We start from the raw sequence: 26,443 nt of genomic DNA, 5'->3' as shown, positions 1-26,443 counted from the left end.
GCCATGCCCGACACCGCCCTTCATGACCTGGCCGCCGCCATCGAGGTGAAGAACGTCGATGCCGTGCTGGCCGTTTCCGTGGCCTTCGGCGAGTTGACGCTGACCGCCTCGCTGGCGCATCTGGAAAGCCTGGTCGAATTCCTGCGCGACGACCCGTCCTGCCGGTTCACCTCGCTGGTCGACATCACGGCGGTGGACCACCCCGACCGCCCGGTGCGGTTCGACATGGTCTACCATTTCCTGTCGATGTACCGGAACCAGCGCATCCGGCTGAAGGTCGCGGTGCGCGAAGACGAGATGGTGCCGTCGATTCACGCCATCCACGCATCGGCCAACTGGTTCGAGCGCGAGGTGTTCGACATGTTCGGCATCCTGTTCAGTGGCCATCCCGACCTGCGCCGGCTGCTGACCGACTACGGCTTCCGCGGCCATCCCTTGCGCAAGGATTTCCCGACCACCGGCTATGTCGAGGTGCGCTACGACGAGGCGCAGAAGCGGGTGGTCTATGAGCCGGTGAAGCTGGTGCAGGAATACCGCCAGTTCGACTTCATGTCCCCCTGGGAAGGCGCCCAATACATGCTTCCCGGCGACCAGAAGGCAGCGAAATGATGGACGGCGATCCGCACAAGCACCTTTACGACGACGGCTCGACCGACGCGGTGACGCCGGAGCAGAGGATCCGCAACTTCAACATCAACTTCGGCCCGCAACACCCCGCCGCGCATGGCGTTCTGCGGCTGGTGCTGGAGCTGGACGGGGAAATCGTCGAACGCTGCGACCCGCATATCGGCCTGTTGCACCGCGGCACCGAGAAGCTGATGGAAAGCCGCACCTACCTGCAGAACCTGCCGTATTTCGACCGCCTCGACTATGTCGCGCCGATGAACCAGGAACATGCCTGGTGCCTGGCGATCGAGAAGCTGTGCGGGGTCACGGTGCCGCGCCGCGCCAGCCTGATCCGGGTGCTTTACAGCGAGATCGGCCGCATCCTGAACCACCTTCTCAACGTCACCACGCAGGCCATGGACGTCGGCGCCTTGACACCGCCGCTCTGGGGCTTCGAGGAACGCGAGAAGCTGATGGTGTTCTACGAGCGGGCCTGCGGGGCGCGTCTGCATGCGGCCTATTTCCGGCCCGGTGGCGTGCATGTGGACCTGCCGCCCCAGTTGATCGACGACATCGAGACCTGGGCGCAGGCCTTTCCCAAGATGGTGGACGACATCGACGGCCTGTTGACGGAAAACCGCATCTTCAAGCAGCGCAACGCCGATATCGGCGTGGTCAGCGAGAAGGACATCCAGGACTGGGGATTCTCCGGCGTGATGGTGCGCGGCTCGGGCCTGGCCTGGGACCTGCGCCGCAGCCAGCCCTATGAGTGCTATGACGAGTTCGACTTCAAGATCCCCGTCGGCAAGAACGGCGACTGTTATGACCGCTACCTGTGCCGGATGGCCGAGATGCGGGAATCGACCCGCATCATCCTGCAGGCCTGCGCCAAGCTGCGCGAACCGGCAGCGCAGACCGACGTGATGGCGCGCGGCAAGCTGTCGCCGCCGAAACGGGCCGAGATGAAGACCTCGATGGAGGCGCTCATCCATCACTTCAAGCTGTACACCGAGGGCTTCCATGTGCCCGCGGGCGAGGTCTATGCCGCGGTCGAGGCGCCGAAGGGCGAGTTCGGCGTCTATCTGGTGGCCGATGGCACCAACAGGCCCTACCGGGCGAAGATCCGGGCGCCTGGGTTCCTGCACCTGCAGGCCATCGACTACATCGCCAAGGGCCACCTGCTGGCCGACGTCGCCGCCATCATCGGCACCATGGACGTGGTCTTCGGGGAGATCGACCGGTGATCAACAATCTTGGCCTTCCGGGACTGATTTTCGTTGTCTTCATGTTGACCATCTGGGGACCTCCGGTCCTTCCGCTCATACTTGCCGGGGTCGAGTAATGCTTCGCCGCCTGCACCATACCCAGCCTGACAGCTTTGCCTTCACGGCGGCCAACCTGGATTGGGCCAAGGGCCAGATCAGCAAGTATCCGGCCGGCCGGCAGGCCAGTGCGGTGATCCCGCTCTTGTGGCGCGCGCAAGAGCAGGAGGGCTGGCTGAGCCGTGCCGCCATCGAACACGTCGCCGACATGCTGGGAATGGCCTACATCCGGGTGCTGGAAGTGGCCACCTTCTACTTCATGTTCCAGCTGCAACCCGTTGGCCGGATTGCCCATGTGCAGATCTGCGGCACCACCAGCTGCATGATCTGCGGCGCCGAGGACCTGATCGCCGTCTGCAAGGACCTGATCGCGCCGACCCCCCACACGCTGAGCGCCGACGGCAAGTTCAGCTGGGAAGAGGTCGAGTGCATGGGCGCCTGCACCAATGCGCCCATGGCCCAGATCGGCAAGGACTATTACGAGGACCTGACGGCCGAGGGCCTGCGGGCGCTGATCGGGCGGTTCTCAGCCGGTGAGGTGCCGGTGCCGGGGCCGCAGAACGGGCGCTATGCGGCCGAACCGAAGACCGGCTTGACCTCGCTCAAGGACTTCGACTCGGGGCGGACGCAATACAATGCCACTGTGCAACACGCGGTCGACATCGGCGACACGGTGAAGCGGATCGACGGCACCGAAGTGCCGCTTTCGACGCCTTGGCTTGGCCGGCCTGCGGCGACCAGGGGCGCGGTCCTGCCAGTGATGTCGAAGCCGGAGCCGGCCGCCGCTGGGGCGGGCCGGAAGCCCGAGGCTCTGGCGGCTGCGCGGGCGGGCAAGGCGGACGACCTGAAGCTGATCTGGGGCATCGGCCCGAAGCTCGAGGCCCTGTGCCATCGCCTTGGCTTTTTCCATTTCGACCAGATTGCCGGCTGGACCGCGGCCGAGGTGGCCTGGGTCGATGACAATCTGGAAGGCTTCAAGGGCCGGGTCACGCGCGACCGCTGGGTGGCGCAGGCAAAGGTTCTGGCTGCGGGCGGCTCGGCCGAGGATGCCGAGCGGATCGGTCGCGGCGACACGGGTTAACCAAGGCCCCGGGCGCGGGGCCGCAACTGAGGAGTGACGACGATGGCGGATGTCAAGTTTGAACGGGCTCCCTCGATGGGTGGATGGGTGATCGGCCTTGCCTTGGGCGTGGTGACCTTCGGCGCGCTGGTCGTGGCCGGCGGCTTCAATCTGTTCCCGGCCGCCTATCTGGCTGGCGTGGTGGGCGTGCTGATGGGGGCGATCATCGGTTGGCCGCTGCCTGCGGGTCCGGCCCTGCCGTCGAACGACAAGGCCTGAGGCCGCAATGGGCCCGCTTGGGGGCCGCAACAGGGAGGGACTGAGGATGGCAGACGTCAGGTTCGAGAAGGCCCCTTGGCTGGGGGGCTGGATCATTGGTTGCGCCCTGGGCCTTGTGGCCTTTGCCGCGCTGAAGGTCGTCGGCGGATTCAACTACTTTCCGGCGGCCTACCTGGGCGGGGTGGTGGCGGTCCTGGCCGGTCTGGCCATGGAACTGCTTGCCGGCGGCAACCTGCCGGGGCCTGTCTCGGCCAACCGGTCGGCCCTGGTCCCGGTCGCGGCCCCAGTCCCGGTCGCGGCCCCGGCCGCGCCGGTTGCCGCCGCTGCCCCCGTTGTGGCCGCGGCCCCTGCTGCGGCTGCCGTTCCGGCGGCGGCCGCTGCGCCGGTGCGGGTCGCGGCGACCTCGACCCCGGTAGCGGCCCCGGCTGCCCTGATGTCGGCGCCGGTCAAGGCCGGCCCCGGCCCGGTGCGCTATGACGCGCCGCGCGGCGGCAAGGCCGACAACCTGCAGGAAATCGAGGGCATCGGCCCGACGATGGAGAAGCTGGTGAACAGTCTGGGCTTCTGGCACTTTGACCAGATCGCCAACTGGACCGACGCCGACGTGTCCTGGGTCAACGACAACCTGACCAACTTCAAGGGCCGGGTGACCCGCGACAAATGGGTGAACCAGGCCAAGATCATCGTGACCGAAGGGCTTGACCGCTTCCGTGAGCGGGCCAAGCGAAACGACTACTGAGGGCGCAGGAACGATGCGCGCGCCGCAGGGACGCGGTCCGGAATCGGACCGCCGGACGGGGAAGGTTCGTCTGGTGGCCGTGGTGATCGCGGCCACCATGATCCTGTGGATGGGCGCGCAATGGCTGGGAGGAGAGATGGGGTGGCCTGTCCGCTATGTCTTTCTGTTCGACCTGGCCGCCCTGGCCGCGTTCTTCTGGGCGCTGGTCGTGACGTATCAGATCTGGCGGGAACGCCAGGGGTAAGGAGCCGAGACGGATGCTGAAGGATCAGGACCGCATCTTCACCAACCTTTACGGCATGCATGACCGCAGCCTGAAGGGGGCGATGAAGCGCGGGCATTGGAACGGCACCGCCGGTCTGCTGGCGCTGGGCCGGGACAAGATCGTCGACATCGTCAAGGCCAGCGGCTTGCGCGGCCGGGGCGGAGCGGGCTTTCCGACCGGGTTGAAGTGGTCGTTCATGCCCAAGCAAAGCGACGGGCGGCCGTGCTATCTGGTGATCAACGCCGACGAATCCGAACCCGGCACCTGCAAGGACCGGGAGATCATGCGCCACGATCCGCATACGCTGATCGAGGGCGCGCTGATCGCGTCTTTCGCCATGGCGGCGAATGCCTGCTACATCTACATCCGCGGCGAATACCTTCGCGAGCGCGAGGTGCTGCAGGCCGCGATCGACGAATGCTATGACGCCGGCCTCTTGGGCAAGAACGCCTGCAAGTCCGGCTTCGACTGCGACGTCTACCTGCACCACGGCGCCGGGGCCTATATCTGCGGCGAGGAAACCGCGCTCTTGGAAAGCCTTGAGGGCAAGAAGGGCATGCCACGGATGAAGCCGCCGTTCCCGGCCGGATCGGGCCTTTACGGCTGCCCGACCACGGTGAACAACGTCGAATCCATCGCCGTGGTGCCCACCATCCTGCGCCGCGGCGCGGAATGGTTCGCCTCGTTCGGGCGGCCGAACAACACCGGGACCAAGCTGTTCGGCATCTCGGGCCATGTGAACAATCCCTGCGTGGTGGAAGACGCGATGTCGATCCCGCTGCGCGAACTGCTGGACGAGCATTGCGGCGGCGTGCGCGGCGGCTGGAAGAACCTGAAGGCGGTGATCCCCGGCGGGTCTTCGGTGCCGCTGTTGACGGCGGCGCAGTGCGAGGACGCCATCATGGATTTCGACTGGCTGCGCGAGCAGCGGTCGGGCCTGGGCACGGCGGCGGTGATCGTGATGGATCAGTCGACGGACGTCATCAAGGCGATCTGGCGCCTCAGCAAGTTCTACAAGCATGAGAGCTGCGGCCAGTGCACGCCTTGCCGCGAAGGCACCGGCTGGATGATGCGGGTGATGGACCGGCTGGTCCGCGGCGAGGCCGAGATCGAGGAAATCGACATGCTGCTGAGCGTGACGAAGCAGGTCGAGGGCCACACCATCTGCGCCCTGGGCGACGCCGCGGCCTGGCCGATCCAGGGCCTGATCCGCGCCTTCCGCGACGAGATCGAGGACCGCATCAAGGCCCGCAAGACCGGCCGCACGACCGCGGTGGCAGCCGAGTGAGCATGCGCGCCGCCCATGTCGTGATCCTGGCGCCGCTCGTTCTGGCGACCCTGGCGGTTGCGGGCCTGCCCGTCCGGGCCGAGACGGCCAAGCCGCCGGCAGAAGAGGCCGGTGAGGCCGCGCCGACGCCCGAGGAACTGGGCTATATCCCGGTGGCGCTGAACGTGGCGGGGGTGGACTACGCCGCCGAGGTGACGCCGGCCGAATTCGACGGCCCGTCCGACCTGCGACTGCGCCGGCTGGACGGGGCGACGATGGCCGACCAGACCTACCTGTTGGCGGAACTGGGTGCCGAGGCCTGCCACCAGGCCGGATACGAGTTCGACCCCGGCGTGCCGCCGATGCTGGGCACTGACGGCTCCTGGACGATCACGGGGGGCTGCCGGTGAAGCGCGCAGCGGGGTCCATGCTGGGTCTGGCGGCCCTGTCGGCCTGTGTCGCGGCGGGCGGGATGCCGACCGGCGCGGCGTCGGCCCGGCCGGGCATCCAGGCGGTCAGCGTCGAGGGCCTGGGCTTTCAGGCCGAGATCGCGCCGGCCGGACCGGGGATGATGCTGACGGCCGATGGTGCGCGGGCCGTGCAGGGTCTGGGCGTGCGGGTGCGCCGCAGCGGGGTCGCGCTGGCGATGGACGAAGGCGCGCTGGCCAAGCGGGCCGCCCGGGCCGGCTGCCGGGCCGCTGGCGGGCGGTTCCAGGAGGTTGCCATCGGCGGATATGACCGGTCCGGGGCCTGGGTCTTTCCGGGGGCCTGCGCATGATCACGGACCGTTTCAGCTTTGGCAGATCACGGCTGCAGCACGAAGGCGTGCTTTGGGCCGCCGAAGCCGCAGTGGCAGGATGCCCGTGCCCGGGCGCACGGGGGGAAGCCCCGGTGTCTGCGGGCAGAGCAGCCGTTGGAGGTTCCCCCATGAAAGCCCTCAAGACCCTTGCGCTGTGTCTTGCGCTTGCCACGCCGGCCTTTGCGCTGGAGCCGCTGGCCGAAGAGCCGTTCATCAACGACAGCCTGCGGGCCGGCCGCATTGGCGACGTCATCCGCAAGACCTGCCCGACCATCGAGGCACGCATGTTCACCGTCTGGTCGAAACTGGAAGAACTGAAGCGCTATGCCCGCGCCAAGGGATACTCGGAGGCCGAGGTGAAGGCCTTTCTGAAGGACCCCGGGCAGAAGGCGCGGCTGAAGGCCGAGGCGGCCGCCTACCTGACCGAAGCCGGCGCGGTTGACGGCGATGCGGAAAGCTACTGCAAGGTTGGCCGGGACGAGATTGCCAAGGGCAGCCTGATCGGCAGCCTGCTGAGGGATCGAGGATGAGCCATAAACTCGACAAGTTCCGGGCGCCTGCCGACCTGGACCTTCGCGCCGAACTTCAGGCGAAATACCCTCATCTGGGGGATATGCTTGAGCTTTTCGTGGCCAACGAGGGGCCGGCGATCAACAAGTGGCACCACTATCTGCCACTTTACGAACGGTATTTCGGCCAATGGCGGGGCAAGCCGGTCCGGTTTCTTGAGATCGGCGTTGCGCAGGGGGGCAGCCTTGCGGTCTGGCGCAAGTTCTTTGGGCCGCAGGCAGTTCTGTTCGGCATCGATATCCTTGAAGACTGTGCCCGTCTGAACGGCATCGACGGGCAGGTGCGGATCGGATCGCAGGACGACCCGGCGTTTCTGCGATCGGTCGTCGCCGAGATGGGGGGCGTGGACGTTGTCCTGGACGACGGCTCGCACATGATGGCGCATATCGAAGCATCGCTCGATGCGCTGTTTCCGCTGCTTGAAGCGGGCGGAACCTACATGATCGAGGACCTGCACACGTCCTACTGGCGGCGGTGGGGCGGCGGGCTGAAGGGAAAGCCCAACTTCTTCAACAGTGTGAGAGCGATCATCGACGACATGCACCATTGGTACCACGATGGTGAAATCCAGCGGCCCGCCCTTCAGGACTTTGTGGTGGGCCTGCATGTGCATGACTCGATCGTCGTGATCGACAAGGACGTTGCCCATCGGCCGATGAACTCTTCGGTCGGCATCCGGGATTCGCGCCAGGCTGCGGCCCGGAGGCAGGCGAAGTCAAACAGAGCTGGAGAGCGCTGATGGCTGACCTCAGGAAAATCAGCATCGACGGCATCGAGGTCGAGGTCGATGGCGCGATGACGATCATTCAGGCCGCCGAGGTTGCCGGGGTGGAAATCCCGCGGTTCTGCTATCACGAGCGGCTGTCCATCGCTGGCAACTGCCGGATGTGCCTGGTCGAGGTGATGGGCGGCCCGCCGAAACCCGCGGCGAGTTGCGCCATGCAGGTGCGCGACCTGCGACCGGGGCCGAACGGCGAGGCGCCGGTGGTCAAGACGCGCTCGCCGATGGTGAAGAAGGCGCGCGAGGGGGTGATGGAGTTCCTGCTCATCAACCATCCGCTCGACTGCCCGATCTGCGACCAGGGCGGCGAATGCGATCTGCAGGACCAGGCCATGGCCTATGGCGTGGATTTCAGCCGCTACCGCGAGCCGAAGCGGGCGAGCGAGGACCTGAACCTGGGCCCGCTGGTCGAGACGAAGATGACCCGCTGCATTTCCTGCACCCGCTGCGTGCGCTTCACCACGGAAGTCGCGGGCATCACCCAGATGGGCCAGACCGGGCGTGGGGAAGACAGCGAGATCACGTCGTATCTCAACTTGACGCTGGATTCGAACCTGCAGGGCAACATCATCGACCTGTGCCCGGTGGGGGCGCTGACATCGAAGCCCTATGCCTTTACCGCCCGGCCGTGGGAGCTGACCAAGACCGAATCCATCGACGTGATGGATGCGCTGGGGTCGTCGATCCGCATCGACACCAAGGGCCGCGAAGTGATGCGCATCCTGCCGCGCAACCATGACGGCGTGAACGAGGAATGGATCAGCGACAAGACCCGCTTCATCTGGGACGGTCTGCGCCGGCAGCGGCTGGACGTGCCTTACGTCCGCGATGGGGGCAAGTTGCGCAAGGCGACCTGGGCCGAGGCGCTGGCGCGGGCCGCGCAGGCGCTGAAGGGCGCCAAGGTTGCCGGGCTGGTGGGCGATCTGGTGCCGGTCGAGGCGGCCTGGTCGCTGAAGCTGCTGGTCGAAGCTCTGGGCGGGCATGTGGAATGCCGCACCGACGGGGCGCGGCTGCCGGCAGGCAACCGCAGCGGCTATGTCGGCACCGCGCGGATCGAGGACATCGACGGCGCGAAGCAGATCCTGCTGATCGGCACCAATCCCCGCCTAGAGGCACCGGTCCTGAATGCGCGCATCCGCAAGGCCTGGACCAATGGCGCCAACATCGGGCTGATCGGCGCGGCGGCGGACCTGACCTATGACCTGACCCACATGGGCGATGACCGCGACGCGCTGGTGCGGGTGGCCAGTTCCGACCTGACGCGGTTCCGCGGGCAGGGCGGCATCGTCATCGTCGGGCAGGGCGCGATCAGTGAGGCGGATGGCGAGGCGGTTCTGGCGCTGGCGATGAAGATCGCCGAAGCCTCGGAGTCGAAGCTTCTGGTGCTGCACACGGCGGCGTCGCGCGTGGGGGCGATGGACGTAGGCGCCTGCACCGAGGGCGGGCTGGCGGCGGCGACCGAGGGCGCCGAGGTGGTCTTCAACCTGGGCGCCGACGAGGTGGAGATCGCCCGCGGGCCGGAGGGCGGCCCGTTCGTGATCTACCAGGGCAGCCACGGCGACCGGGGCGCCGCGCGCGCCGATGTGATCCTGCCGGGCGCGGCCTGGACCGAGGAAAACGGGCTGTTCGTCAACACCGAGGGCCGGCCGCAACTGGCCTTCCGGGCAGGATTTGCCCCCGGCGAGGCCAAGGAGAACTGGGCGATCCTGCGCGCGCTGTCGGCCGAGGTGGGGCAGGCGCTGCCCTGGGACAGCCTTGCGCAGTTGCGCGCGGCGCTGGTCAAGGCGCATCCGCACCTGGGCCGGGTGGACCAGGTGGCCGACAACCTCTGGACGCCGCTGCCGGTGCGGGCGCCGGCAGCGGCGACCTTCCGCAACGCCATCGGGGATTTCTACCTGACCAACCCGATCGCGCGGGCATCCGCCGTGATGGCCGAGGTGTCGGCCCTGGCCAAGGCCCGGGCCACCCTGCCGCTGGCCGCCGAATGATGCCGCTGCGTCACCCCTTGCACGGTGCCTGCGTGATCGCCGCCTCGGCGGCGCTTGGCGCTTGCGTGCCCGAGGCAGGGGTGGCAACCGCACCGGCAACCGCATTGGCCAAGGCCGATTACCTGGGGATCGAGACGATCCTTCTGGACGGAGACATGGTAAACTTCCGCGTGGCGATGACCGGCGCGCGGGCGCCGGCGGATGTCGAGGCCTATGGCCGCTGCGCCGCCGCGCAATATGCGCTGATCCGCGGCTATGGATTTGCGCGCCACGTGCGCACGCAGGTGGCGAAGGCAGGCGAGACATGGCGGGGGGATGCGGTCTATCTCATCTCGGCCGCCTTGCCCCGGGGCACGCGGACGATCGACGCCGAAGTGACGGTGGGCGATTGCGGCGAACAGGGCATACCGACGGTGTAAGGGACGGATGATGGACGGATTTCTGAACACGGGCCTGGGGACGGCGGTGCTTATCCTGGCGCAGAGCCTGGGGGTCATCGCCTTCGTGATGCTCAGCCTGCTGTTCCTGGTCTATGCGGACCGCAAGATCTGGGCCGCGGTGCAGCTGCGCCGGGGGCCGAACGTGGTGGGCCCCTGGGGCCTGCTGCAGACGGTTGCCGACGCCCTGAAATACGTGGTCAAGGAAATCGTCATCCCGGCCGGCGTGGACCGGCCGGTGTTCTTCCTGGCGCCGATGCTGTCCTTTGTGCTGGCGGTGCTGGCCTGGGCGGTGATCCCGTTCCACCCCGGCTGGGTGCTGGCCGACATCAACGTGGCCATCCTGTTCGTCTTTGCCGTCTCCAGCCTTGAGGTCTACGGCGTGATCATGGGCGGCTGGGCCTCGAACTCGAAATACGCCTTCCTGGGGTCGTTGCGGTCGGCGGCGCAGATGATTTCCTACGAAGTCTCGCTGGGCCTGATCATCATCGGCATCATCATCTCGACCGGGTCGATGAATTTCTCGGCCATCGTGGCCGCGCAGGACGGCAACTGGGGCCTGTTCAACTGGTACTGGCTGCCGCATCTGCCGATGGTGGTGCTGTTCTTCGTCAGCGCGCTGGCCGAGACCAACCGCCCGCCCTTCGACCTGCCGGAAGCGGAATCCGAACTGGTTGCCGGGTTCATGGTGGAATACTCGTCCACGCCCTACCTCTTGTTCATGGCCGGCGAATACATCGCCATCTTCCTGATGTGCGCGCTGCTGAGCCTCTTGTTCTTCGGCGGCTGGCTGTCGCCCATCCCCGGCCTGCCCGACGGCTGGTGGTGGATGGTGGCGAAGATGTGGGTGTTCTTCTTCCTGTTCGCCATGGTCAAGGCCATCGTCCCCCGCTACCGCTATGACCAGCTGATGCGGATCGGCTGGAAGGTGTTCCTGCCGCTGTCGCTGGCCTGGGTGGTGATCGTCGCCTTCCTGGCCAAGTTCGAAATCCTGGGCGCCTTCTGGGCCCGCTTCACGCTGGGAGGCTGAGGTCATGGCGAACATCGACTGGGGCCGCGCGACCCGCTATTTCCTGCTGACGGACTTCCTCAAGGGCTTTGCCCTGGGGATGAAGTACTTCTTCGCGCCGAAGACCACGCTGAACTATCCGCATGAAAAGGGGCCTCTCAGCCCGCGCTTCCGCGGCGAACATGCGTTGCGCCGCTATCCGAACGGCGAGGAGCGCTGCATCGCCTGCAAGCTGTGCGAGGCGATCTGTCCGGCGCAGGCGATCACCATCGACGCCGAACCGCGCGAGGACGGCAGCCGCCGCACCACGCGCTATGACATCGACATGACCAAGTGCATCTACTGCGGCTTCTGTCAGGAAGCCTGCCCGGTGGATGCCATCGTCGAAGGCCCGAACTTCGAATTCTCGACCGAGACCCGCGAAGAGCTGTTCTACACCAAGGAGAGACTCCTGGCGAACGGCGCGCGGTGGGAAGCCGAGATTGCCCGCAACCTGGAACTGGACGCGCCCTACAGATGACCGACGCTTACGCAAAGATGTTCCAGCAGATGATGGAAAGCGGGCAGGAGATGCTGCGCGCCTTCAACCCGTCGCTGGACGGAATGAAGGTGGCGGGCTTCGACAAGATGTTCCCGACCATGCCGGCCGACATCATGGAGATGTGGTTCGGCAAGACCTTCAACCGCGAGGGGCTGGACGCCAAGACCCGGCTGCTGGTCACGCTGGCCGGCCTGACGGTGCTGGGCGCGCAGGGCGAGGCGCAGGTGCGCATGACCGTGCGGCACGCGCTGGAGGCGGGGGCGACGGAACGCGAGATCGCCGAGGTGATCTGGCAGATGAGCATGTTCGGCGGGTTGCCCGCCATGCAAAAGGCGCTGGAGGCCGCGCAGGCGGTCTTTGCCGAACGGAAGGAAGCTTCGCCATGACGGTGGCCGATGTTGCATTCTATGCCTTCGCCCTGGTGACGGTGGCTTCGGGCCTGATGGTCACGCTGTCGCGCAACCCGGTGCATGCGGTGCTGTGGCTGATCCTGGCGTTCATCGGAGCGTCCGGGCTGATGGTGCTGATGGGGGCCGAGTTCGTGGCCATGCTGCTGCTGATCGTCTATGTCGGCGCGGTGGCGGTGCTGTTCCTGTTCGTGGTGATGATGCTGGACATCGACTTTGCCGCGCTGAAGGGGCAGATTACCCATGCCATGCCGCTGGCGCTGCTGGTGGGGGTGGTGCTGCTGTTGGAGCTGGGCCTTGGCATCGGCGCCTGGGTCGAGGCTGACGGCGCGATGTCCTTGCGCGACGCGCCGGCGCCGCATGGCATGGACAACGCCCGGGCGCTGGGGCTGATCCTTTACGACAAGTACATCTACCTGTTCCAGGCGGCGGGCCTGATCCTGCTGGTGGCGATGATCGGGGCGATCGTCTTGACGCTGCGCCACCGCAAGGACGTGAAGCGCCAGAACGTGCTGCAACAGATGTGGCGCGACCCGGCCAAGGCGATGGAATTGAAGGACGTCAAGCCGGGGCAGGGGTTGTAAGGCCGGCGGGTGAACCCCGCCATAAGGATGGTTCGGCCGCATGGCCGCAAGGACAACGGGCCGCGAGAGCCCTGAGGGAACGGAAGATGGTCGGACTTGAACATTACCTGACGGTCGCTGCGGCGCTGTTCGTCATCGGGATCTTCGGCATCTTCCTGAACCGGAAGAACGTCATCATCATCCTGATGTCGATCGAGTTGATGCTCTTGGCGGTGAACCTGAACCTGGTCGCCTTCTCGCAACACCTAGGCGACATGGTGGGGCAGGTCTTCACCCTGTTCGTGCTGACCGTCGCCGCCGCCGAGGCCGCCATCGGCCTGGCGATCCTCGTCGTGTTCAACCGCAACCGCGGGACGATCGACGTGGAAGACGTGAACGTGATGAAGGGCTGAGCCGGTGGGCAGTTTCAAGGAACGAACCACGGCACTTAGCATAAGGGTGATCGGCGAGATGCAGAACATGGTCGAGCTGCGCTGTGTCACCTGCGACCTCAGATTCATCGCGCCGAAAGGCGAGGAAGACAGCATTACCTGCAAGGCCCCCGGGTGCCTTGAGAAACGGCGGGCGTGACCATGGCAACGATCATCCTCTTCGCCCCCCTGATCGGGGCCATCCTGTGCGGTTTCGGCTGGCGGATCATCGGCGAGAAGGCGGGGCAGGTGCTGACCACAGCGCTGGTCTTTCTTGGCGCCTTCCTCAGCTGGTACATCTTCCTGACCTTCGACGGCGAGACCCGGCACATCCCGCTGATGCGCTGGATCGAAAGCGGCAGCCTGATGGCGGAATGGTCGATCCGGCTGGACCGGCTGACCGCGATCATGCTGGTGGTGGTCAACACCGTCTCGGCGCTGGTCCACCTCTACAGCTTCGGCTACATGGCGCATGACGAGAACTGGCACGAGGGCGAGCATTACAAGGCCCGCTTCTTTGCCTATCTGTCGTTCTTCACCTTCGCCATGCTGGCGCTGGTGACGGCCGACAACCTGGTGCAGATGTTCTTCGGCTGGGAAGGGGTGGGTGTGGCCTCCTACCTGCTGATCGGCTTCTACTACCGCAAGGCCAGTGCCAATGCCGCGGCCATCAAGGCCTTCGTGGTGAACCGGGTGGGCGATTTCGGCTTTGCCCTGGGCATCTTCGCGCTGTTCTACCTGACCGATTCGATCCGCTTCGACGATGTCTTTGCCGCCGCGCCGGGACTGGCCGAGACCAACCTTTCGTTCCTGTGGAGCGACTGGAACGCGGCGAACCTGATCGGGGTGCTGCTGTTCATCGGCGCCATGGGCAAGTCGGCGCAACTGTTCCTGCACACCTGGCTGCCCGATGCGATGGAAGGCCCGACGCCGGTTTCCGCGCTGATCCACGCGGCAACGATGGTGACAGCGGGGGTGTTCCTGGTCTGCCGGATGTCGCCCCTGTATGAGGTCGCGCCCGAGGCCAAGACGATGATTGTCGTCGTCGGTGCCTCGACCGCGTTCTTTGCGGCCACGGTGGGGCTGGTGCAGAACGACATCAAGCGGGTGATCGCCTATTCGACCTGCTCGCAGCTGGGCTACATGTTCGTCGCCGCCGGGGTGGGGGTCTATTCGGTGGCGATGTTCCACCTGTTCACCCATGCCTTCTTCAAGGCGATGCTGTTCCTGGGCGCCGGCTCGGTGATCACGGCGACCCACCACGAGCAGGACATGCGCTATTACGGCGGGTTGCGGAAACAGATCCCGCTGACCTTTGCGGCGATGCTGATCGGGACGCTCGCCATCACCGGCGTCGGCATTCCGCTGACGCATTGGGGCTTTGCCGGCTTCCTGTCGAAGGACGCGGTGATCGAAAGCGCCTGGGGCGGCGGCAGCCAGTATGCCTTCTGGCTCTTGGTGGTGGCGGCCTGCTTCACCAGCTTCTACAGCTGGCGGCTGATGTTCATGACCTTCTTCGGGGAAAGCCGGGCGCATGCCAGGACCGCGCATGGCCAGGGTCACGGTCACGGCGCGCAGGGGCATGACGACCACGCCCACACGCCGCACGAAAGCCCGATGACGATGCTGATCCCGCTGGGGGTGCTGGGTCTGGGCGCGGTGTTCTCGGGCATGGTCTGGTACGGCGTCTTTTTCGGCGACGAGGCGAAGATGCGCGCCTGGTACGGCATGGAGACCGCGGCGGCCGAGGGCGCCGGGCACGGCGGCGAACCCGCGGCCGAGGGCGAGCATGGCGCCGCCCCGGCCGAGGGCATGGCCGCGATGGAGGGCGCCGATGCCGGGCACGAGGCACCGGCGGCAGGAGGCACCGCGCCGAAAGGGGCGATTGCCATCGGGCCGGACAACCATGTGATCCATGCCGCGCACGAGGCGCCGGTCTGGGTCAAGGTCTCGCCCTTTGTCGCCATGCTGCTGGGACTGGTCACCGCCTGGCTGTTCTACATCGTCAGCCCGGTGCTGCCGGCCGCGCTGGCCCGGATGTTCCGGCCGCTGTACCTGTTCCTGCTGAACAAATGGTACTTCGACGAGCTCTATGAGCGGCTGTTCGTGGCGCCGGCCCGCGGCATCGGGAGTTTCCTGTGGCGGCGCGGTGACGGCAATCTGATCGACGGCACGATCAACGGCGTGGCGATGGGGATCATCCCGTTCTTCACCCGCCTCGCGGGGCGGGCGCAGTCGGGCTACATCTTCCACTACGCCTTTGCGATGGTGCTGGGGATCGTGATCCTTGTCACCTGGATGACCCTTTACGGCGGCGCCAGGTAAGGGCGCGGGACCAATGGCACAGCAACTTCTCTCGTTCATCACCTTCCTGCCGCTGGTGGCGGCCGCCATCATGGCGATGTTCATGCGCGGCAACGATGCCGCCGCGCAGATGGGCGCCAAGCGCCTGGCGCTGTTCGCCACGCTGGCGACCTTCCTTGCCTCGATCCTTCTGCTGCTGGAGTTCGACCCCGCCGACACCGGCTTTCAGTTCGTGGTCGAGCGGCCCTGGATCCTGGGCCTGACCTACAAGATGGGGGTGGACGGCATCTCGATCCTGTTCGTGATGCTGACCACCTTCCTGATGCCCCTGGTGATCTGGTCGGCCTGGGGCGTGGAGAAGCGCGTCAAGGAATACATGATCGCCTTCCTGGTGCTGGAAACCCTGATGCTGGGGGTGTTCTGCGCGCTGGATCTGGTGCTGTTCTACCTGTTCTTCGAGGCCGGGTTGATTCCGATGTTCCTGATCATCGGCATCTGGGGCGGCAAGGAACGCATCTATGCCGCGTTCAAGTTCTTCCTCTACACCTTCCTCGGCTCGGTCCTGATGCTGGTCGCGATGATCGCGATGTACATGGATGCGGGGACCACCGACATCGTCAGGCTGATGGACCACAGCTTCTCCTCCGAGACCATGCCGCTGTTGGGCTTCCAGATCGTCGGCGGGTTGCAGACTCTGCTGTGGCTGGCCTTCTTCGCCAGCTTCGCGGTGAAGATGCCGATGTGGCCGGTGCACACCTGGCTGCCCGATGCCCACGTGCAGGCGCCGACGGCGGGGTCGGTCATCCTGGCGGCAGTGCTCTTGAAGATGGGCGGCTATGGCTTCCTGCGGTTCAGCCTGCCGATGTTCCCGGTGGCCAGTGACCTGCTGGCCCCGCTGGTGTTCTGGATGAGCGCGATTGCCATCGTCTACACCTCGCTGGTCGCGCTGGCGCAGACCGACATGAAGAAGCTGATCGCCTATTCGTCGGTGGCGCACATGGGCTATGTCACCCTGGGCATCTTTGCCGCCAACCAGCAGGGGATCGACGGCGCGATCTTCCAGATGCTGTCGCACGGCTTCATCTCGGGCGCCTTGTTCCTGTGTGTGGGCGTGATCTATGACCGGATGCACACCCGCGAGATCGATGCCTATGGCGGCCTTGTCAACCGGATGCCGGTCTATGCGCTGGTGTTCATGTTCTTCACCATGGCCAACGTCGGCCTGCCCGGAACATCGGGCTTTGTCGGAGAATTCCTGACGCTTGCCGGCATCTTCCAGGTCAACACCTGGGTTGCGGCGGTGGCCACCACGGGGGTGATCCTGTCGGCGGCCTATGCGCTGTGGCTGTATCGCCGTGTCGTCTTCGGCGACCTGATCAAGGAAGCGCTGAAGTCGATCTCTGACATGACCGGGCGCGAAAAGGCGATCTTCGCGCCGCTGATTGCCATGACCCTGATCCTGGGTGTCTACCCGGCGGCGGTGACCGATGTCATCGGCCCCTCGGTCAAGGCCCTGGTGACGGACTACCACGACGCCGTTGCGGCCGCGGCCGCGGCGGGCGACGTGGCATCGAACTGAGGACCCGAGCATGACCGCAAGCGATTTCCAAACCGTCCTGCCCGAGGTGATCCTGGCCGTCTGGGCGATGGTCGCCCTGATGGTGGCGGTCTATACCGGCAAGGACCGGCTGGCGGTGCCGCTGGTCTGGGCCACGGCGGGGCTGTTCCTGGCGCTGGCGCTGTGGATCAGTGCCACCGGGCAGGGCGCGCGCACGGCCTTCGAGGGGATGTTCATCGACGACCCGTTTGCCCGCTTTGCCAAGGTGACCATCCTGCTGTCGGCCGCCGCGGTGATCGTGATGGCGCAGGACTACATGAGCCGCACCAACCTGTTGCGCTTCGAAGTGCCGATCCTGGTGGCGCTGGCAGTGCTGGGGATGTTGATGATGGTCAGCGCGGGCGACCTGATGTCGCTGTACATGGCGCTGGAGCTGCAATCGCTGTCGCTTTACGTGCTGGCCGCGCTGCGCCGCGACAGCCTGAAATCCACCGAGGCCGGCCTGAAATACTTTGCCCTGGGCGCGCTGAGTTCGGGGATTCTGCTTTATGGCGCCTCGCTGACCTATGGCTTCGCGGGCACCACCGATTTCGCCGGCATCCTGAGCACGCTGCAAGGCGAGGTGCCGCTGGGGCTGCTGTTCGGGCTGGTGTTCCTGCTTGCGGGCCTGGCGTTCAAGGTTTCGGCCGCGCCCTTCCACATGTGGACGCCCGACGTCTATGAGGGCGCGCCGACGCCGATCACCGCCTTTCTGGCCACCGCGCCCAAGGTCGCTGCCATGGCGCTGATCGCGCGGCTGGTGCATGACGCCTTCGGCGCCGTGCCGGGCGACTGGGGGCAGGTGCTGGCGGGGCTGGCGGTCGCCTCGATGTTCCTTGGCGCCATCGCGGCGATCGGGCAGAAGGACATCAAGCGGCTGATGGCCTATTCCTCGATCGCGCACATGGGATACGCGCTGATCGGCCTGGCTGCCGGCACCGCCTATGGCGTGCAGGCCATGCTGATCTACATGGCGATCTATGTCACCATGAACATCGGCACCTTCGCCTTCATCCTGTCGATGGAGCGCGACGGGCGGCCGGTCAGCGACATCGCCAGCCTCAACATGTTCTCGCGGAAGGAACCGCTGAAGGCCCTCGCCATGCTGATCCTGCTGTTCAGCCTGGCCGGCGTGCCGCCGATGGTGGGGTTCTTCGGCAAGTTCTACGTGCTGAAGGCGGCGGTCGATGCCGGCATGGTCTGGCTGGCGGTGGCGGGGGCCGTGGCATCGGTCATCGGCGCCTTCTACTACCTGCGCATCGTCTATTTCATGTATTTCGGCGCCGAGCAGGAGCCGGCCGACAGCCGCATGGCGCCGGTGCAATGGGCCCTGATGGTGACTGTTGCGGTCATCATGCTGGCCGGCATCGTCAACCTGTTCGGCATCGAGCCGGTGGCCCGGGTCGCGGCCGAAGCGCTTGTCCGCTGACGCCGGCCCCGGCGCCCGGCTGGTGCTGGAAACGGTCGATTCCACCAATGCCGAGGGCTTTCGCCGGGCCGCTTCCGCGCCGGGGCCGTTGTGGATCGTGGCGCACGAACAGACCGCGGGCCGCGGCCGCAGGGCGCGGCCCTGGGCCAGCCCGAAGGGCAACTTCTATGGCACGCTGGTGCTTCGCCACGCCGACCCGCCGGCCCGCGCCGCCCTGCGCAGCTTTGCCGCCGCGCTGGCCTTGCGCGACGCCTTTGTCGCGCTGACCGGGCTGTCGGGGTCTTTCGCGCTGAAATGGCCGAACGACGTGCTCTTGAACGGCGGCAAGGCGGCGGGGATCTTGCTGGAATCCTCAGGCCCTGTCCTGTGCATCGGCATCGGTGTGAACCTGATCGCGGCGCCTGCGCCCGAGGCGGTCGAGCCGGGCGCCGTTGCGCCGGTTTCCCTGCTGGCCGAGACCGGGCTTCGGGTCACGCCCGAGGCATTCCTGGACGTCCTGGCCCCGGCCTATGCGGGTTGGGAGGCGCGGTTCCGCGCCGAGGGCTTTGCGCCCCTGCGCGCCGAATGGCTGGCCCATGCGGCGCGGCTGGGGCAGCCCATTCGCACCCGCACCGGAACCGAGACGCGCGACGGCATCTTCGAGACCATCGACGAGGGCGGAAGCCTGATCCTGCGGATGGCCGCAGGGCCGGTTGCCATTCCGGCAGCCGACGTGTTCTTCTGACGGCGCAAGGGGGACCACATGCTTCTGGCCATCGACTGCGGCAATACCAACACCGTCTTTTCGATCTGGGACGGCACGAAATTCCTGGCGACCTGGCGCCTTGCCACCGACCACAAGCGCACGGCGGACGAATACTTCGTCTGGCTGTCGTCGCTGATGATGCTGACGAAGCTTGAGGCGAAGATCACCGAGGCGATCATCAGCAGCACCGTGCCGCGGGTGGTGTTCAACCTGCGCGTGTTGTGCAACCGCTATTTCGACTGCCGCCCGCTGGTGGTGGGCAAGCCGGAGTGCCGCCTGCCGGTGGCGCCGCGGGTGGACCAGGGCACCACGGTCGGCCCCGACCGGCTGGTCAACACCGTCAGCGGCTTTGACCGCCACGGTGGCGACCTGATCCTGGTCGATTTCGGCACCGCCACCACCTTTGACGTGGTCGACCACGACGGCGCCTATGTCGGCGGCGTCATCGCGCCGGGCGTCAACCTGTCGCTTGAGGCGCTGCACATGGCGGCCGCCGCATTGCCGCATATCGACGTGGCGCGGCCGGCCCATGTCATCGGCACGAATACGGTGGCCTGCATGCAATCGGGCGTGTATTGGGGCTATATCGGCCTTGTCGAGGGCATTGTGCGCGAGGTCCGCAAGGAACGCCCGCGCCCGTCCAAGGTCATTGCCACCGGGGGGCTTGCCTCGCTTTTTGCGCAGGGCACCGACCTCTTTCATTCCATCGAGGACGACCTGACGATGCATGGTCTTGTCCTGATCAACGATTTCAACAAGGACGCGGCATGAGCAAGGACCGGCTGATCTATCTTCCCCTTGGGGGTGCCGGCGAGATCGGCATGAATTCCTACGTGTTCGGCTATGGCCCGCCCGGCAAGGAGCGGCTGATCCTGGTCGACATGGGCGTGACCTTCCCCGACATGGACGGCGCGCCGGGGGTCGAGGTCATCATGCCCGACATCCAGTGGCTGGTCGACCGGGCCGACCGGCTGGAGGCGGTGTTCATCACCCATGCGCACGAAGACCACATCGGTGCGCTGCCCCTGATGTGGCCGCAACTGGGCAAGAAGAAGGTCTATGCCCGCCGCTTCACCGCCACCATCGGGCGGCTGAAGATGGAGGAATCCGGGTTGCCGGTCGATGCCATCGTCACCGTCGAGCCGCGGCCCGCGGTCATCACCGCCGGGCCGTTCAAGGTGCAGTTCGTGCCGGTCAGCCATTCGATCCCGGAAAGTGCCGGTCTGATCATCGACACGCCGGCGGGGCGGATCATTCATTCGGGCGATTTCAAGATCGACCGCAGCCCGGTGGTGGGCGAGGCCTGGGACGACGCGATGTGGGAGGCGATTGCGGCCGAGGCGCCGGTGAAGGCGCTGACCTGCGATTCGACCAATGTCTTCTCGACCCATCCCGGCCGGTCCGAGACCACGCTGGCCGAACCGCTGGCCAAGCTGATTTCCGAAGCGCCGGGGATGTTCGTCGCCACCACCTTCGGGTCGAACGTGGCGCGGCTGAAGACCCTGGCCGAGGCCGGGCGCGCCGCGAACCGCCAGATCTGCGTGCTGGGGCGGTCGATGAAGCGGATGCTGGCGGCCTCGGAAGAGGCCGGCGTGCTGAACGGCTTTCCCCGCACCCTGAGCCCCGACGAGGCGCTGGAAGTGCCGCGCCGCAACCTGATGCTCTTGGTCACCGGCAGCCAGGGCGAGCGTCGGGCAGCCAGCGCCGCGCTGAGCCGGGGCAAGTATCTGGGCTTCGAGATGAAGGACGGCGACAGCTTCCTGTTTTCCAGCCGCACCATCCCGGGCAACGAGCGCCCGGTGATCCGCATCTGGAACGCGTTTTCGGAAATGGGCGTGACCGTGCATGACGACGAGGGCGGGCTATACCACGTCTCGGGCCACGCCAACCGGCCCGACCTGGAGCATGTCCACCGCACCTTGCTGCCCGACATGCTGATCCCGGTGCATGGCGAGCATCGCCATCTGTCCGAGCATGTCCGCATTGCCACCGAAGCCGGCATCGCCTCGATCGTCGCGGTGAACGGCACGATGCTGAACCTGACCGGCGATGTGCCGGTGGTGGCCGACCATATCGAGACCGGGCGCGTCTATCTGGACGGCACCATGCTGATCGGCGCCATGGACGGGGTGATCCGCGACCGCATCCGCATGGCGCTGAACGGGCATGTGCTGGTGACGGTGATCCTGGACGAGAACAACCAGCCGATGGGCGAGCCCTGGGTCGAACTGATGGGCCTGACCGACCGGGGCCTGGGCAACCGCCTGCTGAACGAGACGATGGAGGCCGACCTGGCCGACTGGATGGGCCGGGCGGGCCGCAAGGTGCTGAGGGATGACGACAAGATGGACGAGGAGATCCGCAAGATCGTGCGGCAGGTCGCCATGGAGGAGATCGGCAAGAAGCCCGAGGTGACGGTGGTGGTCAGCCGGCTGGTGGCGGAATAGGATGGCAAAGGGGGCCGCGAGGCCCCCTTTTTCACGTCTCAGCCCTCGGCGCCCTCGGCCGGGGCTTCATCCTCGGCCAGATCCCGGGACGGCGCGGCGATCTTGAAGCTGCGCAGGATGAAATCGGGCACATGGTCGCCCATTCCGGTCACCGAGGAGCCGTCTTCGCGGCGGTCGCGACGGTCGTCCCGGCGGTCTTCGCGGCGCTCGCGCGGTTCGCGACGGTCACGCGGGGCAGCAGCGGCGGCGCGGGGTTCGTCCCGGCGCTCTTCGCGGAGGGGGGCCTCGGGCTGCTGCGCGGGTTCGGCGACAAACGGCGCGGTGGGGGCGATCTCGGCGTGCGGCTTGCGCTCGCGTTCGCGCCCGCGGCCGCCCCGTTCACGATCACGATCCCGGTCGCGGCCACCGCGGGCGGGGCGTTCCTCGCGCGGGCGGTCGCTGCCGGCCTCGGCCAGGTCCAGCCCTTCGGGCAGCGCGCCGCGCGGGATTTCCCGCTTCACCAGGCTTTCGATGGCCTTGAGATACTTGTCGTCCATCGGCACGGCGATGGTGAAGGCCTTGCCGGCCCGTCCGGCCCGGCCGGTGCGGCCGATGCGGTGGATGTAGTCCTCGGGGTGGCTGGGCACGTCGAAGTTGAAGACGTGGCTGACCGCCGGAATGTCGAGGCCGCGCGCGGCCACGTCCGAGGCGACAAGGATGTGCAACTCGCCTTCGCGGAAGGCGTCCAGGGTCCGGGTGCGCTGGCTTTGGTCCAGATCGCCGTGGATCGGGGCGGCGTTGAAGCCGTGCGCCTTGAGCGACTTGGCCACCACGTCCACGTCCATCTTGCGGTTGCAAAAGACGATGCCGTTGGTGCAGCCTTCGCCCTCGGCCCGGATCAGCGCCCGCAGGACGGCGCGCTTTTCGGCAAAGCTGCGGTCCTTGCGGGTGGGGGTGAAGCTGATCAGCGCCTGCTCGATGGTCTCGGAGGCGGTGGCCTGGCGGGCCACCTCGATGCGGGCGGGGTTGGTCAGGAAGGTGTTGGTGATCCGCTCGATCTCGGGCGCCATGGTGGCGCTGTAGAACATCGTCTGGCGGGTGAAGGGGGTCAGTTGGAAGATGCGCTCGATATCGGGGATGAAGCCCATGTCGAGCATGCGGTCGGCCTCATCCACCACCATGATCTGCACGCCGGTCAGCAACAGCTTGCCGCGTTCGAAATGGTCCAGCAGGCGGCCGGGGGTGGCGATCAGCACGTCGACGCCGCGGTCGATCAGCTTGTCCTGCTCGCCGAAGGCGACGCCGCCGATCAGAAGGGCCTTGGTCAGCTTGGTGTGCCTGGCGTAGGTCTCGAAGCTTTCGGCCACCTGGGCGGCCAGTTCGCGGGTCGGCGCCAGTACCAGACTGCGCGGCATCCGGGCGCGGGCGCGGCCCTGGCCCAGAAGCGTGATCATCGGCAGCGTGAAGCTGGCGGTCTTGCCGGTGCCGGTCTGGGCGATGCCCAGCACGTCACGGCCATTCAGCGCGTGCGGAATGGCCTGGGCCTGGATCGGGGTTGGGATTTCGTAACCGGATTCGGAGACGGCTTGCAGCACGCGCGGGTCAAGCGCGAGGTCGGAGAATTTGGTCATCAGCGTCCTGTCAGATGCGGGGAATGCCCCGCACGGGGGTAATGGGACGCAATTTCCGGGCGCCCCGCGGATTTCGGCCGGAATGGGCCTGTGCGGGCGATACAGGAAAGCCGGGAACCGGTCAAGTTGCGCGCGGCTCACGCCGTTTTCACGGCCGGGATTCGCTGCTCATGGTAACATTGATGTGTTGCAGACCCTTCTTTTTCAGCAGGAATTTTCCGATGCGACGCTTCGTTTCCTGTCTTGCCTGCCTGCTGGTCGGCGGCCTTGGTGCAGCCACGCGGTCGGCAGCGGAAGACCTTGTCTTCACGTCCTATTCCGAAGCCCGTGCCTATGGTCTGGTGCTGACGGCACCGGCCTCGGGTTGCCCTGCCTTGCGCTACAAGCTGGTCGGGGCCCTGGGGGCGGTTCTGGGCCGCTCGCCTTTGCTGTCGCCGGGCGAGATTGCCGTGGTGCGCATCGGGCGCGGGTTTCCCGAAGGCGCGAACAGCCTGAAGATCGTGACACAGGGCTGCGCCGCCTCGCCAAGGGCCGCGCTGGTGCCGCTGGCGGTCCGGAGGATCGCGGTCGGCAAGGCATCGCCGGACCATGGCTGGCGGGGCGGGGCGCTGCAATGACGCCTATGGCCCGGCCGCGGCCCGTGCGGCCTTGGCCGTGCGGTGGTCATCCAGACTGTGCCGCATCAGGGCAATCCGCCGGAACAGCGTGCCGGGGTCTTCGTTCAGCATGTCCAAGAGCTTGCAGGCGATGCGTCCGGCCACGGGTTCGTCCTTTGCCAGCGACCAGATCTGCGCCAGCAGGTTGACGTCAAGCCCGCCGGACAACAGCGAGAACCCCGGCATGCCCAGGGGCAGCGGCACCCGCGCGACACGCCGGGCCGAGAACATCTGATCGGGGCGCTGGCCCGAGTGGAGACGCTCGAATTCATACAGTTTCATCAGCGAGAAGAAGACGTTCATCGCCAGGCCGATGCGCCGCTGGTCCTCGGTCTCGCCATGGTCGCCGAAGGTGATCACCGAGGAGATCAGCCAGCGCGGCGGCAGTTCGGCAAGAAGCGCATCGGCCTTGTGCTGCCAGATGCGCCGGAACAGATGCGGCGCGCGGCGCGGAAACCGGGCCTTGCGCAGATGCGCGATGAGCAGGCCGTTCAGCGCCGCCAGTTCGCTGTGCCCGGCCAGTTCGCGGCGGATGTCGAACCGTTTGCGCGCGTGCGGCGACATGCGCGGCGGCGGGTCCTCGGACGGGGGCACCGGAGTACCGGCAAGCGCGTCGAGATCGACATCGAGGCCCGGCAGAGCCTCGCCCCGGCCCGCCGACAGGGCGCGGCGACGGAGATTCCAGGTTTCGATCAGGAAATCGGGGACGTCGGGATAGGTTGGGACGCGGTCACCAGTGTCGTCGGTTGTGTCGGTGTCGGCCATGGCATCTTTCCGCGACGCAGGCGCTCGGCGGCCCGTGGCGATGTGCAAGGCTATGAGGCCATTGCAGGCCGGTCAAGCGGCGGTCGCCGGGGTGCCCCCGGCATTCCCCCGCCCGCCCCCCCGGTCAGGGCTGCGGCCGGCGCGGTGCTTTCGGCGGGCAGGGCGGCAGGCCGTTCAGACCATCATCTCCTTGGTCGCGGTCAGCTTGACCCCCGGATAGTCACGCAGGACGCGGTCGATGTCCCATTGCAGGCGGGTCAGGAACACCAGGTCGCCATCGCTGTCGGTGGCGATATGCTGCTTGTTGACGTTGACCAGTTTCTCGATGGCCGCCTTGTCGCCGGAAATCCAGCGGGCCGAGGTGAAGTTCGAGCCTTCGAAGCGGACGGGCAGGGCGTATTCCTGCTCGATCCGGCTGGCCAGCACCTCGAACTGCAGCGCGCCGACGACGCCGACGATGTAGCCTGAACTGACCATCGGCTTGAACACCTTGGCGGCACCTTCCTCGGCAAACTGGGTGAGGGCCTTTTCCAGGTGCTTGGCCTTCATCGGGTCAAGCGCGCGGATGGATTGCAGCAGTTCCGGCGCAAAGGAGGGGATGCCGGTGAAGCGAAGGCTTTCGCCTTCGGTCAGCGCGTCGCCGATGCGCAACTGGCCGTGGTTCGGGATGCCGATGATGTCGCCGGCCCAGGCTTCCTCGGCCAGTTCGCGGTCGGCGGCCAGGAAGAGGACCGGGTTGGTGACGGTCATCGGCTTTTTCGAGCGGACGTGAAACATCTTCATGCCGCGTTCGAAGTGGCCCGAGGCGAGGCGGACGAAGGCGACGCGGTCGCGATGTTTCGGGTCCATGTTGGCCTGGACCTTGAAGACAAAGCCGGTGACCGGGGTTTCTTCGGCAGCGATCTGGCGTTCGGCGGCCTTCTGCGGCTGCGGCTCGGGGCCGTATTCGCCGATGCCGTCCATCAGTTCCTTGACCCCGAACGAGTTGATGGCGCTGCCGAACCAGATCGGCGTCATGGCGCCGTGCAGGAACTGCTCACGGTCGAAGGCGGGCAGCAGTTCGCGCGCCATTTCGAGGTCTTCGCGCAGCTTGGCCAGCAGGTCGGCGGGGACGTGGTCGGCCAGGCGCGGGTCGTCCAGACCGCTGATCTGGATCGATTCCGCCACCCGGTTGCGGTCGGCACGGTCCATGATCTCCAGCCGGTCGTGCAGGATGTCATAGGCGCCGATGAAATCGCGACCCTGGCCGATGGGCCAGGAGGCCGGCGTCACGTCGATGGCCAGGTTTTCCTGGATCTCGTCGATGATGGCAAAGACGTCGCGGCTTTCGCGGTCCATCTTGTTGCAGAAGGTCAGGATCGGCAGGTCGCGCAGGCGGCAGACCTCGAACAGCTTGCGGGTCTGGGATTCGACGCCCTTGGCGCCGTCGATGACCATGATCGCGGCATCGACGGCGGTCAGGGTGCGGTAGGTGTCTTCGGAAAAATCGCTGTGGCCGGGGGTGTCGACCAGGTTGAAGCGATACTGGCGGAAATCGAAGGACATGGCCGAGGCCGAGACCGAAATGCCGCGATCGGCCTCGATCTTCATGTAGTCGGACCGGGTGCGCCGCGCGTCGCCCTTGGCCCGCACCTGGCCGGCCATCTGGATCGCGCCGCCGAAGAGGAGGAACTTTTCGGTCAGCGTGGTCTTGCCGGCGTCGGGGTGCGAGATGATCGCAAAGGTCCGGCGGCGGGCGATTTCAGGCGGGAGGGGCGCGGCATTCGTCAGCATGGCCGGGCAATAGCGGAAAAGGGCGCTGGCGTCCACGGGGCGGGTGTCCCCCG

At 66.5% G+C, this 26,443-nt stretch carries 29 protein-coding genes; 26 read left to right on the top strand and 3 right to left on the bottom strand.

Annotated elements, in window-relative coordinates:
- Positions 1–3: 3 nt before the first annotated feature.
- The 25 genes from LHP98_RS04510 to LHP98_RS04390 all read left to right on the top strand — a co-directional run bounded on the left by LHP98_RS04510 (position 4) and on the right by LHP98_RS04390 (position 21,586).
- Complete coding sequence (locus tag LHP98_RS04510) at positions 4–609, top strand: NADH-quinone oxidoreductase subunit C (RefSeq protein ID WP_227251277.1); 606 nt, start codon at positions 4–6, stop codon at positions 607–609.
- On the top strand, positions 606–1,850 hold the full coding sequence (locus LHP98_RS04505) for an NADH-quinone oxidoreductase subunit D (RefSeq protein WP_227251276.1): 1,245 nt from the start codon (positions 606–608) through the stop codon (positions 1,848–1,850). Before LHP98_RS04510 ends, LHP98_RS04505 begins: the two co-directional genes overlap by 4 nt.
- 97 nt (positions 1,851–1,947) lie before the next feature.
- Positions 1,948–3,009, top strand: coding sequence for an NADH-quinone oxidoreductase subunit NuoE (nuoE, locus tag LHP98_RS04500; protein WP_227251275.1), 1,062 nt, complete (start codon positions 1,948–1,950; stop codon positions 3,007–3,009).
- Positions 3,010–3,051: 42 nt separating this feature from the next.
- Positions 3,052–3,267: a hypothetical protein gene (locus tag LHP98_RS04495; RefSeq protein ID WP_227251274.1), complete on the top strand. Its 216-nt coding sequence runs from the start codon at positions 3,052–3,054 to the stop codon at positions 3,265–3,267.
- A 46-nt stretch (positions 3,268–3,313) separates the two neighbouring features.
- Positions 3,314–4,006 carry a hypothetical protein gene (locus LHP98_RS04490; RefSeq protein WP_227251273.1) on the top strand — a complete coding sequence of 231 codons (693 nt, stop codon included), beginning with the start codon at positions 3,314–3,316 and terminating at the stop codon, positions 4,004–4,006.
- A gap of 13 nt (positions 4,007–4,019) precedes the next feature.
- Positions 4,020–4,250, top strand: a complete 231-nt coding sequence (locus LHP98_RS04485; RefSeq protein ID WP_227251272.1) for a DUF5337 domain-containing protein — start codon at positions 4,020–4,022, stop codon at positions 4,248–4,250.
- Positions 4,251–4,263: 13 nt separating this feature from the next.
- Positions 4,264–5,559: an NADH-quinone oxidoreductase subunit NuoF gene (gene nuoF, locus LHP98_RS04480; protein WP_227251271.1), complete on the top strand. Its 1,296-nt coding sequence runs from the start codon at positions 4,264–4,266 to the stop codon at positions 5,557–5,559.
- A complete protein-coding gene (locus LHP98_RS04475) occupies positions 5,556–5,948 on the top strand; it encodes a hypothetical protein (protein ID WP_227251270.1) in 393 nt (130 codons plus the stop codon). The genes nuoF and LHP98_RS04475 overlap by 4 nt, the downstream gene beginning before the upstream one ends.
- A complete protein-coding gene (locus tag LHP98_RS04470; RefSeq protein ID WP_227251269.1) occupies positions 5,945–6,316 on the top strand; it encodes a hypothetical protein in 372 nt (123 codons plus the stop codon). Before LHP98_RS04475 ends, LHP98_RS04470 begins: the two co-directional genes overlap by 4 nt.
- Positions 6,317–6,465: 149 nt before the next feature.
- Positions 6,466–6,867, top strand: a complete 402-nt coding sequence (locus LHP98_RS04465; RefSeq protein WP_227251268.1) for a DUF5333 domain-containing protein — start codon at positions 6,466–6,468, stop codon at positions 6,865–6,867.
- 83 nt (positions 6,868–6,950) lie between these two features.
- Complete coding sequence (locus LHP98_RS04460) at positions 6,951–7,646, top strand: class I SAM-dependent methyltransferase (RefSeq protein ID WP_227251267.1); 696 nt, start codon at positions 6,951–6,953, stop codon at positions 7,644–7,646.
- A complete protein-coding gene (gene nuoG / locus LHP98_RS04455; protein WP_227251266.1) occupies positions 7,646–9,676 on the top strand; it encodes an NADH-quinone oxidoreductase subunit NuoG in 2,031 nt (676 codons plus the stop codon). The genes LHP98_RS04460 and nuoG overlap by 1 nt, the downstream gene beginning before the upstream one ends.
- The gene (locus LHP98_RS04450) at positions 9,676–10,095 is read left to right on the top strand and encodes a hypothetical protein (RefSeq protein WP_413687483.1); all 420 of its coding nucleotides are present in this window, start codon (positions 9,676–9,678) and stop codon (positions 10,093–10,095) included. The genes nuoG and LHP98_RS04450 overlap by 1 nt, the downstream gene beginning before the upstream one ends.
- 10 nt (positions 10,096–10,105) lie before the next feature.
- The gene (gene nuoH / locus LHP98_RS04445) at positions 10,106–11,143 is read left to right on the top strand and encodes an NADH-quinone oxidoreductase subunit NuoH (RefSeq protein WP_227251264.1); all 1,038 of its coding nucleotides are present in this window, start codon (positions 10,106–10,108) and stop codon (positions 11,141–11,143) included.
- A gap of 4 nt (positions 11,144–11,147) precedes the next feature.
- Complete coding sequence (gene nuoI, locus LHP98_RS04440; RefSeq protein ID WP_227251263.1) at positions 11,148–11,642, top strand: NADH-quinone oxidoreductase subunit NuoI; 495 nt, start codon at positions 11,148–11,150, stop codon at positions 11,640–11,642.
- Positions 11,639–12,049, top strand: a complete 411-nt coding sequence (locus LHP98_RS04435) for a carboxymuconolactone decarboxylase family protein (protein WP_227251262.1) — start codon at positions 11,639–11,641, stop codon at positions 12,047–12,049. The genes nuoI and LHP98_RS04435 overlap by 4 nt, the downstream gene beginning before the upstream one ends.
- The gene (locus LHP98_RS04430; protein ID WP_227251261.1) at positions 12,046–12,654 is read left to right on the top strand and encodes an NADH-quinone oxidoreductase subunit J; all 609 of its coding nucleotides are present in this window, start codon (positions 12,046–12,048) and stop codon (positions 12,652–12,654) included. The genes LHP98_RS04435 and LHP98_RS04430 overlap by 4 nt, the downstream gene beginning before the upstream one ends.
- A gap of 86 nt (positions 12,655–12,740) precedes the next feature.
- Entirely contained in the window at positions 12,741–13,046 is a 306-nt protein-coding gene (gene nuoK / locus LHP98_RS04425; RefSeq protein WP_227251260.1) for an NADH-quinone oxidoreductase subunit NuoK, read from the top strand.
- 4 nt (positions 13,047–13,050) lie between these two features.
- Positions 13,051–13,224, top strand: a complete 174-nt coding sequence (locus LHP98_RS04420) for a hypothetical protein (RefSeq protein ID WP_227251259.1) — start codon at positions 13,051–13,053, stop codon at positions 13,222–13,224.
- 2 nt (positions 13,225–13,226) lie between these two features.
- Positions 13,227–15,389, top strand: coding sequence for an NADH-quinone oxidoreductase subunit L (gene nuoL, locus LHP98_RS04415; RefSeq protein WP_227251258.1), 2,163 nt, complete (start codon positions 13,227–13,229; stop codon positions 15,387–15,389).
- Between the two features lie 13 nt (positions 15,390–15,402).
- Positions 15,403–16,947 carry an NADH-quinone oxidoreductase subunit M gene (locus LHP98_RS04410; RefSeq protein WP_227251257.1) on the top strand — a complete coding sequence of 515 codons (1,545 nt, stop codon included), beginning with the start codon at positions 15,403–15,405 and terminating at the stop codon, positions 16,945–16,947.
- A gap of 10 nt (positions 16,948–16,957) precedes the next feature.
- Positions 16,958–18,394 (top strand): NADH-quinone oxidoreductase subunit NuoN, encoded by a 1,437-nt coding sequence (gene nuoN / locus LHP98_RS04405; protein ID WP_227251256.1) that lies wholly within the window; start codon positions 16,958–16,960, stop codon positions 18,392–18,394.
- A complete protein-coding gene (locus LHP98_RS04400) occupies positions 18,384–19,118 on the top strand; it encodes a biotin--[acetyl-CoA-carboxylase] ligase (protein ID WP_227251255.1) in 735 nt (244 codons plus the stop codon). Before nuoN ends, LHP98_RS04400 begins: the two co-directional genes overlap by 11 nt.
- A gap of 18 nt (positions 19,119–19,136) precedes the next feature.
- A complete protein-coding gene (locus LHP98_RS04395; protein ID WP_227251254.1) occupies positions 19,137–19,910 on the top strand; it encodes a type III pantothenate kinase in 774 nt (257 codons plus the stop codon).
- A complete protein-coding gene (locus LHP98_RS04390) occupies positions 19,907–21,586 on the top strand; it encodes a ribonuclease J (RefSeq protein ID WP_227251253.1) in 1,680 nt (559 codons plus the stop codon). The genes LHP98_RS04395 and LHP98_RS04390 overlap by 4 nt, the downstream gene beginning before the upstream one ends.
- Positions 21,587–21,624: 38 nt before the next feature.
- On the opposite strand, the gene LHP98_RS04385 is transcribed toward LHP98_RS04390, so the two are convergent.
- A complete protein-coding gene (locus tag LHP98_RS04385; RefSeq protein ID WP_227251252.1) occupies positions 21,625–23,196 on the bottom strand; it encodes a DEAD/DEAH box helicase in 1,572 nt (523 codons plus the stop codon).
- 221 nt (positions 23,197–23,417) lie between these two features.
- Between LHP98_RS04385 and LHP98_RS04380 the strand changes: the two genes are divergently transcribed.
- A complete protein-coding gene (locus LHP98_RS04380) occupies positions 23,418–23,813 on the top strand; it encodes a hypothetical protein (RefSeq protein ID WP_227251251.1) in 396 nt (131 codons plus the stop codon).
- A 3-nt stretch (positions 23,814–23,816) separates the two neighbouring features.
- Here LHP98_RS04380 and LHP98_RS04375 read toward each other — a convergent pair whose 3' ends face one another.
- Both LHP98_RS04375 and LHP98_RS04370 read right to left on the bottom strand, forming a co-directional pair.
- Positions 23,817–24,617, bottom strand: a complete 801-nt coding sequence (locus LHP98_RS04375; RefSeq protein WP_227251250.1) for a hypothetical protein — start codon at positions 24,615–24,617, stop codon at positions 23,817–23,819.
- A 174-nt stretch (positions 24,618–24,791) separates the two neighbouring features.
- Entirely contained in the window at positions 24,792–26,390 is a 1,599-nt protein-coding gene (locus LHP98_RS04370) for a peptide chain release factor 3 (protein WP_227251558.1), read from the bottom strand.
- Between the last annotated feature and the right edge of the window lie 53 nt (positions 26,391–26,443).

Source organism: Rhodobacter sp. Har01 (assembly GCF_020564565.1).
GTDB lineage: Bacteria > Pseudomonadota > Alphaproteobacteria > Rhodobacterales > Rhodobacteraceae > Pseudogemmobacter.
Note: the sequence above shows the minus strand (reverse complement) of the source record. Positions and strands in the feature narration are given on the sequence as shown.